2 protein-coding genes are annotated in these 3,078 nt (G+C 58.2%); both read right to left on the bottom strand.

Annotation, left to right across the window (positions count from 1 at the left end; translation table 11 throughout):
• Positions 1-1,800, bottom strand: a 1,800-nt coding sequence (locus ACK8OU_RS20005) for an ATP-binding protein (protein ID WP_410305089.1), incomplete at its 3' end; no start/stop codon positions are given.
• 83 nt (positions 1,801-1,883) lie between these two features.
• The coding region (locus tag ACK8OU_RS20000; protein ID WP_410305088.1) for an IS256 family transposase at positions 1,884-3,078 on the bottom strand (1,195 nt) is incomplete at its 5' end.

Raw genomic sequence — 3,078 nt, 5'->3', positions numbered from 1 at the left:
CGAGAGGTCGTCGGGATTTTGAATGCGATGAATGATGAAGTTGTTGCACTGCGAGAGTACTGTCTTCGAGAGCTCGCTCGGTCGTTGCGAAGCCACAATCAAAAAAGCCCCGTATTTCCTGCCCTCTTTGGCAATCCGCTGAAAGGTTATGCCCGCGTCGATGGCAAAGCGGCTCGGGCGCTCAGAGATGTAGCGGTGCGCCTCTTCAAGGATCAGATGGACAGGCATCTTATTTCGGGGCGTAGCGCGGCGCACCCGGTCGAAGATCAGCCGTGCAACAACTGCGGAAGCAAGTTCGACGATTTCATCAGAAGCATCGTTCAGGTCGATGATACAAAGCTGACGCTCTTTCCGATAGTTTACCCCTTCTCTGGCAATACCCAAAAGTCGATCCACGAAGTGGGTTGGTTCCCTATCGTGATCTTCTAGGTTATCGACCGCCGCCCGCAAAAACTCGAAGTCTGGGTTATCGGAAACAGACTTCAGCCGGGTCACCATCTGGGAACAGTAGTCTCTAATCTGCTTATTACCGTTCGCCTCTTCATAGTGAAGCGCGAGATCGAGCGCCGCCTGTAACCGCTCGAAGGAAAACGGTTTGTTCGCATATGTGGGCAACACAGGCTCGTCTTGAACAAACCCAGAAAGGAATTCCGACAGGCCAATAGCATCGGCCAGGGAACCATAATTCACACCGAGTTGATGCCTGATCTGCGGAATACTGATCTCATCCGTTCTGAAGGACGCAAGGATCGCGGCGAGGCGATCTGATTTACTCGGGCTGCTGGCATCGCTTTGAAGAATTGCTAGCAAAGTCTTGGCGAGTACGTGATTTCTTATTTCAGAAATGCCAGCGACACCCTCGACGACACTATCCTCCTGCTCTGCGAATAGCGTGGTTAGACCGAGTGCAGTCCGAAGCGCTGGCTGCTGTGACCGCTCGCTGGCGCGCAACAGAAGCGCCCATTCATCGACTGTCATGAACCAATGCGGCAGTCGGAAGCGGCTTATTTCTTCGTTCCCTAGGATGCTCCTCGTTGAATCCTCGATCTTTGCACCTGGATCGGTGGCTTTGAGATAGCTTGAATTGATCGACCACGGTAGGTTGTCGAGCGCTTGTCGATACTCGCCGTTGACATCAAAGATCACAAAAGCGGCGCCAAGCGCTCCGAAGTCGTCTGGCTTCGTGAAAACAGACTGGAAAATCGAGGCAACGGTGCAAGATTTTCCGCTTCCAGTATTGCCTAGAACGGCAACATGCCCTCCGAATAGGGCATCAAGCTGCGCCTTAACAGGGTAGTCTTTGAACACGGCCGAGGTGCCTATCTCGATTGTGTGGGGAACCGTTCCTTCCTTTGCAGCCCCCTCTGCGTCCGTCTTTGTCTCACGATCTGCCGGTTGCTCAACATTGAAGATGCGGTCCAAGTCTTCATCACGCGCATAAAGGGCATCTGCGTAAAGCGGGGGAAAGGTCGAGACACCGAATTTAAAGGAGCCTCCCTGGACAGGCATGGAGCCAACGGGGACAACATCGAGGAATTTTGCCGCAGTGGCTTTGTCCATCTCTGCTGCGTTGCCGTAGGCTGGCGAAAAATCCTTTTCCCTGAGGCCGATAACCTCCAAGACGACATACTCGGATTGGGTTGGCACCATGAGATATGATCCTAAGGTCGCGACATAGTGGACATCATCAAAACCAACTACCGTGAAGTTGTCGCTGCCCCTATGCAGCTCGACGACAAGGCGATCCGCTGAAACGCTAACGATCTTGCCTATGGCACGGCTCGCATCATCCCTCGCCATTTTCGCCACCCTGCTGGGTAGTGTCCCGGGAAGTGGTGTAGGAACTGGCGTCCACCTGCTTCTTCATAGCCGGTGTTGCTCGTTCACTGAGCGGCGATCATCGTCGCCACACCTTCATCGTTGCACATGGCGGTGATCTTTTCCACCGGCATGTAACGGCGCGAGACGGCCCACTCATCGTTCTGCTCCAGCATGAGCGCGCCGACGAGGCGGATCACGGCCTCACGGTTTGGGAAGATCCCGACGACGTTGGTGCGCCGCTTGATCTCCTTGTTAAGGCGCTCCAGCGGGTTTGTGCTATGCAACTTCGAGCGCAGGCTCTCGTCGAAAGCCATATAGGCGAGAACATCGTGTTCGGCCTCGTCCATTAACTCGGCCACGTCGCGGAACCGCTCCCGTAGGTTGTCAGCCACCTCGCGCCAGCGGGCATGGGCCTGGTCGCGGTCCTTCTCGGCGAAGACGGTCTTCACCACGGCGCTGACCACGGGCTTGTGGGCCTTACCCACCCGGGCGAGCAGGTTGCGCTGGAAATGCACCCGGCAACGCTGCCATCCGGCACCAAGGACCTTGCGCGCGGCGGCCTTCAGGCCCTCATGGGCGTCGCTGATCACCATCTGCACGCCACGCAGGCCGCGTCGCGTCAGAGAGCGGAGGAAGTCGGACCAGAACGTCTCGGCCTCCGAGGGCAGAACCGTGATCCCGAGGATCTCCCGGCGTCCGTCGGTGTTGACCGCCACGGCCACTATTACCGCCATCGAGACGATGCGTCCGCACTCACGCAGCTTCACGTAGGTGGCGTCGAGCCAAAGGAAGGGCCAGTCGCCCTCAAGGGGGCGGTTCAGGAATGCCTGCACCCGCTCGTCGATGTCCTCGCAAAGCCGCGAGACCTGGCTCTTCGAGGTGCCCGTCAGCCCCATGGCTCGCACCAGGTCGTCGACAGCCCGCGTGGAGACGCCCTGGATGTAGGCTTCCTGGATCACGGCCATCAGCGCCTTCTCGGCCGTCCGGCGGGGCTCCAGAAAGGTCGGGAAATAACTCCCCTTGCGCAGCTTGGGGATGTTCAGGCCGATGGTGCCCGCCCGGGTATCCCATTGGCGCGGCCGGTAGCCGTTGCGCTGGTTCTCCCGGTCCGGGCTGCGCTCGCCATGCCCCGCGCCGCAGACAGCGGCCACCTCAATATCCATCAGCCGCTGCGCGGCGTCCTGGACCAGCTCTCGCAGAAAATCCGTGTCATCGCTCTTGGCGATCATGCCCGGAAGGTCGATCATGGTCTCGGTG

This window comes from Pontitalea aquivivens (genome assembly GCF_046507575.1).
Classification (GTDB): domain Bacteria; phylum Pseudomonadota; class Alphaproteobacteria; order Rhodobacterales; family Rhodobacteraceae; genus Pontitalea; species Pontitalea aquivivens.
Note: the sequence above shows the minus strand (reverse complement) of the source record. Positions and strands in the feature narration are given on the sequence as shown.